The organism is Micromonospora sp. C81 (assembly GCF_018070425.1).
GTDB lineage: Bacteria > Actinomycetota > Actinomycetes > Mycobacteriales > Micromonosporaceae > Micromonospora > Micromonospora zamorensis.
Map to the genome: position 1 here is coordinate 1 of NZ_JAGPXS010000040.1, position 5,866 is coordinate 5,866.

General features: G+C 70.9%; 3 protein-coding genes. All 3 read left to right on the plus strand.

Features of this window, described 5'->3' with window-relative positions; translation table 11 throughout:
* Window positions 1–286: 286 nt before the first annotated feature.
* The 3 genes from ccrA (at window position 287) to KBX46_RS32175 (ending at window position 5,661) form a co-directional block, all read left to right on the plus strand.
* Complete coding sequence (gene ccrA, locus KBX46_RS32165; RefSeq protein ID WP_210795857.1) at window positions 287–1,642, plus strand: crotonyl-CoA carboxylase/reductase; 1,356 nt, start codon at window positions 287–289, stop codon at window positions 1,640–1,642.
* 432 nt (window positions 1,643–2,074) lie between these two features.
* Complete coding sequence (locus tag KBX46_RS32170) at window positions 2,075–3,337, plus strand: DivIVA domain-containing protein (protein WP_210795853.1); 1,263 nt, start codon at window positions 2,075–2,077, stop codon at window positions 3,335–3,337.
* A 179-nt stretch (window positions 3,338–3,516) separates the two neighbouring features.
* Window positions 3,517–5,661: a hypothetical protein gene (locus KBX46_RS32175; protein ID WP_210795855.1), complete on the plus strand. Its 2,145-nt coding sequence runs from the start codon at window positions 3,517–3,519 to the stop codon at window positions 5,659–5,661.
* The last annotated feature ends 205 nt before the right edge of the window (window positions 5,662–5,866 follow it).

Below are 5,866 nucleotides of genomic sequence, written 5' to 3' on the forward strand. Positions count from 1 at the left end.
GGCGTGCGGGGGCAGGGGGAGGTGGGGTAGGGGGTCAGTGGGGGGTGGGTTGCGGTCGGGGCGCACGTCAGTGCTCGGTTGGTGGGGCGGCCGGGCAGCTTCACGCATCGGCGGATGCAGTTTTTCACACAGGACTTCCGGCTTTAGCTACCGTTCAGTAACGTCCGCCACACAGGAGCGCGACCGGGGTCGGATGTGTCGAATGCCGACATGGTGGTCGTGCCCCACCGGCGCCGACGATGGCAGCACCCCGGCCCATTCGGGTGCGGACGAACCGGAGGTCACCGTGCAGGACATCCTCGAAGCGATCATGGCGGCGGAGGAATCGAACGACCCGGACCGCGAGCTCGCCGGCGTCGCCGGGCTGCCCGTACCGGAGAGCTACCGGGGTGTGGTGGTCCGCGCCGAGGAGTCCCGGATGTTCGACGGCATGGCCACCCGGGACAAGGACCCGCGCAAGGCGCTGCACGTGCAGGAGGTGCCGACACCGGAGCTGGCGCCGGGCGAGGCACTGATCGCGGTGATGGCCAGCGCGATCAACTACAACACCGTATGGACCAGCATCTTCGAGCCGGTGTCCACCTTCAAGTTCCTCCAGCGCTACGGCCGGCTCTCCGAGCTGACCCGCCGGCACGACCTGCCGTACCACGTGGTCGGCTCGGACGCGGCCGGCGTGGTGCTGCGCACCGGCCCTGGGGTGACCCGGTGGGCACCCGGCGACGAGGTGGTCGCGCACTGCCTCTCCGTCGAGTTGGAGGACGCGGCCGGGCACGACGACACCATGCTCGACCCGCAGCAGCGGATCTGGGGCTTCGAGACCAACTTCGGCGGGCTGGCCGAGATGGCGGTGGTCAAGGCCAACCAGCTGATGCCGAAGCCGCGACACCTGAGCTGGGAGGAGGCGGCCAGCCCGGGGCTGGTCAACTCCACCGCGTACCGGCAGCTCGTCTCGCACCACGGTGCCAACATGAAGCAGGGCGACGTGGTGCTGATCTGGGGCGCCTCCGGTGGCCTCGGCGGGTACGCCACCCAGATGGCGCTCAACGGCGGCGCGATCCCGGTCTGCGTCGTCTCCTCGCCGGAGAAGGCCGAGCTGTGCCGCCGGATGGGCGCGGACCTGGTCATCGACCGGGCCGCGGAGGGCTTCCGGTTCTGGAAGGACGAGGAGACCCAGGACCCGAACGAGTGGAAGCGCCTGGGCGAGCGGATCCGCGAACTGACCGGCGGCGAGGACCCGGACATCGTCTTCGAGCACCCCGGTCGGGAGACCTTCGGCGCCAGCGTCTACGTGGCCCGGCGCGGTGGCACCATCGTCACCTGCGCGTCCACCAGCGGTTTCCAGCACCAATACGACAACCGCTACCTGTGGATGCACCTCAAGCGGATCGTCGGCAGCCACTTCGCCAACTACCACGAGGCGTGGCAGGCCAACCGCCTTGTCGCACTGGGCAGGGTGCACCCGACGGTGTCCCGCACCTATCCGCTGGAACAGACCGGTCAGGCCGCGTACGAGGTGCACCGCAATGCCCACCAGGGCAAGGTCGGGGTGCGCTGCCTGGCACCGACCGACGGCCTCGGCGTACGCGACGGGGAGTTGCGGGCCCAGCACGAGGACGCGATCAACCGGTTCCGGGGGCACTGACCGGCGCAGGCCGGTTCTGGCGGGCACTGACCGGCGCACGGCCGGTTCCGGGGGCACTGACCGGCGCAGGCCGGTTCTGGCGGGCACTGACCGGCGCACGGCCGGTTCCGGGGGCACTGACCGGCGCACGCCGGTTCGGGGCACTGACCTGGACACCAGCCGGACGGATGAGCGGTGGATGGCCAATGCGGTGATCGGCCATTGTTCTTCCAACCCGATTAGCGTGCGGTTGCTCGGATCGAACAAAGGGCCTCGGGGTAACCCCGGGGCCCTTTTCCGGATCACGCGGCATGGTGCCCGTCCCGCCCGGGACCTGCCAAGATCGCCGATTGGTCCGGCTCTGCCGATCGCGGAAGTTGACCATGTAAAGAGGGCACGAAAGCTCCGCACCGCTCTTGCGAAGCACCCTGGGGCGTCTGCCAGTATGTCCCAATGCCCCAGCAGCAGTCCTCCCCTCTCGCGTTCTTCGATAACGCGAACTCGCAGCCAGATTTCACCGTAGGCCTACGCGGATACAACACTCACCAGGTCGACGACTTCCTCGGCCGGATGACCGCCGCGCTGACCCAGTCCGAGCAGGCCCGTGCCGAGGCCGAGCAGCGGATGAACGACGCCCAGCGTCGGCTCCGCCAGGCCGAGCAGCGCATGAGCGCGCTGGAGCAGAAGCTCACCGACACGAACAAGCAGCTCGAAGAAAACAGCCGGCCCACGCTCTCCGGGCTCGGCACCCGGGTCGAGCAGATCCTCCGGCTCGCCGAGGAGCAGGCCAACGACCACCGCAACGAGGCCAAGCGCGAGTCGGAGGGCATCCTCTCCGCCGCCCGCCTCGAGGCTCGCGAGATCACCGACAAGGCACGTGCCGAGGCCGCGGCCATGAAGGCCAGCGCCGAGCGCGAGGCCGGCAACCTGCGTACGGCCGCCGAGCGCGAGGCCGCCGAGGTCCGGGTGCAGGCCCGCCGCGAGGCCGACACGCTGCGCGCGGACGCCGACCGCGAGACCAAGCAGCTTCGCACCGTCACCGCGCACGAGGTGGCCGAGCTGAAGTCGACAGTCGAGCGGGAGGTGGCCACCCTCCGCGCCACCGCCGAGCGCGAGATCACCCAGCAGCGGGCCAAGGCCGCCCGCGAGGCTGAGGAGAAGCGCGCCGAGGCGACCAAGCTGCTGACCGACGCGCGGGACAAGCGGGACAAGGACCTTCAGGCCCTGGAGCTCCAGCTCGCCGAGCGGCGGGAGAAGGCCGAGCGCGAGGAGTCCGAGCGCCACGCCGCCCAGGTCGCGCAGACCCAGAAGCTGGTCAGCGAGGCCGAGCAGCGTGCCCGGGCCGCGCAGGAGCGTGCCAAGGAGATCGAGCAGCGCGCCGAGGCCCGGCGGGTCGAGTCGGAGCGCAACGCCGCCGAGACGGTCGACAAGGCCAAGGCGCACTCCGAGAAGACGCTCAACGAGGCCAAGGCCGAGTCGCAGCGCCTGCTCACCGAGGCCCGCACCGAGGCGGAGCTGACCACGCAGGCCGCCCGCCGCGAGGTCGATGACCTCACTCGGCAGAAGGACGCGGTCACGTCGCAGCTGGGCCAGATGCTCTCCGGACTCGCCGGCATCGTTCCGGGCATGCCGGCCGCTGCCGCTCCCGCGCCCAAGCCGGAGGCCAAGAAGACCGAGGGCGGTCAGGACCGGGTCCCCGCGGAGTCCGCTGGCTGACGCGAGGCCGTCAGGTCGGGGCATCGAACGGCGCGAGGTGACACCGGGTGACCGGTTCCACCTCGCGCCGTATGCGTTTCCCAGTTCGTGGAATCTCCCGCTCGCAACGGAGTGAAGTAGCTCGCACAAGGCCCGTCCGTATCGCCCCAGCAGGGCCCGTTGCGTGTGAGGATGGGGGCATGTCGCACGGCGAGGAACTGTTCGCTCTCGGCGGGGACGTGACGACGGAGCCCAGCTTCGAGTCCGCTCTGCGGGGGTACGAGAAGAAACAGGTCGACCGGTATGTCGCGCGTGCCGAGCACGAGATCGCGACCCTCGCCTCCGAACGGGAACAGGCGTACACACAGATCCACAAGCTCGCCGGCCAGGTCGAGGTGCTGCAACGCGACCTGACTCAGGTGCGCAAGCAGATGAACGTGGTGGACCGCGCCTCGTTCCGGCACCTCGGTCCGCGGGTCGAGTCGATCCTCACTCTCGCGGAGGAGCAGGCCGAGCAGATCCTGGCCGATGCGAACGGGGAGATCGAGGCCCGCCGCAACGCCGCTGAGCACATCATCGAAGAGGCCCGCGAGCAGGCATCGCGGGCTCTGAAGGACTTCGAGATCGCCCTCGCCGCGCGCCGCGCGGAGGAGGAGCGGCACAGCACCGCCAAGCGGGCCGAGGCGGACGCGACCCTGCGGGCTGCCAAGGACGAGTCGGCACAGCTGCGTAAGGCGGCGCAGGACGCGCTGGCGAAGGCCCAGCAGGAGGCCACCCAGCTACGCGACTCCGCCAAGGAGATCCACACCCGGGCCCAGCAGGAGTCGACCAAGCTGCGCGAGTCGGCTCGTGAGGCACTGGTCAATGCCCGGCAGGAGGCCAGCGACCTGCGCGAGGCGGCCAAGGAGGTGCACGCCAAGGCCCTCCAGGAGGCCAAGCGGCTCGCCGACGCCGCGACCGAGGCCGGCCGTGCCACCCACGCCAAGGCGCAGCAGGAGGCCAAGCAGATCATCGACGACGCGTCGATGGCTGGCCGTGCCACCCGCGCCAAGGCCCAGCAGGAGGCGGAGCGGCTGACCACGCAGGCCTCCGAGTCGGCCAAGCGCAACCGCGCCGAGACCGAGGCGTACGTGCAGCGGATGCGCGCCGAGACCGAGGGGTACGTCAAGCACGCCAGGGCGCAGACCCAGCAGGAGCTGGGCGCGTGGCGGGCCGGGGTGGAGCAGGAGGTCAACTCCCGGCGGGAGGCGGCCGACCGGGAGCTGGCGCAGCGGCGGGCCACGGCCGAGCAGGAGTACGCCAAGCGTCGCGACGAGCTGGAAAAGCAGCACAAGTCCCGCCAGCAGGAGCTGGAGACCGGGTTCACCAGCCGTCAGCAGGAGATGGAGACGGCTTTCACCGCTCGCCGCGACGAGCTGGAAGCCGAATACTCCGGCCGCAAGAACGAGCTGGAGACCGAATACACGGCCCGCAAGAACGAGATCGAGCAGGGCGCGGCCGGGATCCGGCAGGCTGCCGAGCAGGCCGCGGCGGCGCTGCGCCAGCGGTCCGAGGCGGAGGCCGCCGAGCTGCTGCGCCGGGCCGAGACCGAGGCCGGCGACAAGCGCCGCAAGGCCGACGAGCATGTCGCCGCCTCCCGCCGGCAGTTCGAGGAGTACGCGGCCACCACCCAGCAGCACCTGGCCACCACTCAGCAGCACCTGGCGGCCACCCAGCAGGAGTCGGCGGCGGGCCGGCAGCAGCTCGCCCAGGTGATGTTGGAGATCGCCCAGGCCCAGCAGCAGCTCGCTGACCTTCGGCAGGAGACGTGGAAGTCCCGGCAGGAGTCCGACGAGCTCCAGCGGCAGATGGCTGAGCTGCGGTTGCAGAGCGTCGCGGGGCCGATCGACGGCCCGACCGCGCCGGCCGCCGGTGACGGTGCGAGCCGGAGCGCGGCTGACGACGGGGACGACGGCGCGACCGTGTCCCGCGCGGCGACCGTCCCTGACGCGGCGACCGTCTCAGATGCGGCGACCGTCGATGCGGGCACGCCGGCCGGGTCGGGTGCGGCTACCGGCCTCAAGACCGAGCCTGCCGACACCCGGCAGCCGGTGAACGCCGGGGCCGAGGGTGCCGGGCAGTCCACGACCCGACCGGTGGCCGAGCCGGTGACCACCGTCGACGGAGGCGCGGCCAGCGCCGGGGTGGACGGGGAGCCCACCGTGGCCGCCGTTCCGGGCGAGGGTGGCCGTGGCGCCAAGCCGACCAAGATCACCAGCACCGGTGAGAACGGCAAGCGGCCCAGCAAGCCGACCACCGACGAGCGCAGCGCCAAGCCCAGCAAGGTCACCATCGAGAAGGACTGACGGCCGGCGTCGCCAGCCGCATGACCCACGCGAGCATCGAGATCTTGGACAGTTTCCGTTACCCGGGCGGGCTCAACTGGTGGTTGCAACACCTAGGAGCTGGGTCATCTTCTCACCTGGGGTGGCCCAGCCCAGGGTCATGCGGGGGCGGTCGTTGAGTTCGTCGGCGACGTGGTCGAGGCCGGCCTGGTCGATGGTGGTGAAG